At 68.0% G+C, this 1,277-nt stretch carries 1 protein-coding gene; it reads right to left on the reverse strand.

Translation table 11 applies throughout. The features are described from left to right. Positions 1 to 32: 32 nt before the first annotated feature. Positions 33 to 1,207, reverse strand: a protein-coding gene (locus ACWFR4_RS49000; RefSeq protein WP_453658489.1) for an IS3 family transposase whose coding sequence is annotated in 2 segments (ribosomal slippage) — positions 33 to 940 and positions 940 to 1,207 — 1,176 coding nt in all. Because the reading frame shifts where the segments join, the coding sequence is not laid out codon by codon here. Between the last annotated feature and the right edge of the window lie 70 nt (positions 1,208 to 1,277).

Consider the following 1,277-nt stretch of genomic DNA (forward strand, 5'->3'; position numbering starts at 1 on the left):
GGGGCTTCCCCCTGAGCCGTAGACACCGTTTGCTATGCGGCAGTGGTCAGCGTAACCATTCGCTGTTCGAAGGCGATCGGGCTGACCTGGCCGATCGCTGAATGCCTTCTCCTGGTGTTGTATCGAGTGATCCATCGGAATACCGCGAGGCGGGCCTCGCGTACTCCCGGCCAGCGCTTCCGGCCCTGAAGGGTCTCTCGTTTCAGGGCCGCGTTGAAGCTCTCCGCCGCGGCGTTGTCCGCGCTCGTCCCGACCGCCCCACGAGAACGGATCACGCGGAGTTTGCGGCATGCCTTGGCGAAGTCCTTCGAGGCGTACTGGGCTCCGTTGTCGCTGTGGAAGACCGCCCCGACCAGGTCACCGCCGCGGGTGCGGGCGGCGGCTTCGAGGGCGTCGGTGACCAGCTCGGTGCGCATGTGATCGGCGATCGCCCAGCCCGCCAGCCGCTTCGAGCAGAGGTCCAACACCGTCGCCAGATAAAGGAATTGGCCGCCGCCGATGGGCAGGTAGGTGATGTCGCCCACGTACTTGGTGTTCGGTTCGCTCGCGGTGAAGTCGCGCTGCAGGAGGTCGGGGACCTTGGTCGCGTCCGGGGCGGGCACCGTGGTGGTGACCTTCCTGCGTAGGTGCACGCCGACAATGCCGGCCTCGCGCATCACGCGCTCGACGCGCTTGTGGTTGACCTGCCAGCCCTCGGCCCGGAGCTCGGCGGTGACCCGCGGGGAGCCATAGGTGCCGTCCCATTCGGTGTGGATCTCGCGGATCTTCCCGGTCAGCTCGGCATCCGACCGGGCCCGCTCGGCGCGGGCGCCAGCGACGGACCGCCATCGGTAGTAGCCGGAACGGGAGACTTCCACGACCCGGCACAGCCGCTTCACCCCGAAGGTGTCGCGATGATCATCGACGAACTGGAAGCGGCTCACCAGTTGGTCTCGCCCGCGAAATACTTGGCCGCCCGGCGCAGGATCTCGCGCTCAAGCTCCAGCTCGCGCACCTGCCGGCGCAGGGCGGCGATCTCGGCGTCCTTGTCCGCCTCCGCCCGCGCGGACGGCGCTTCGGCCGTCTCGGCTGCCTTGATCCACAGGCGGAGCGTCTCATGGTTCACGCCCAGGTCCTTGGCCACGGCCGCGACGGGCCGCCCCGGGCTGGAGCGGTACAGCGCGACGGCGTCGGCCCGGAACTCAGCCGAGTACTTGTAGGTCCCCAACGGGAACTCCTGATCTCTGGAACTTCATAGATCCAGTGTCCAGGGTGTCCACGACCAGGGGGAAACCTCC

The sequence above is a fragment of the Streptomyces sp. NPDC055140 genome (assembly GCF_053607285.1).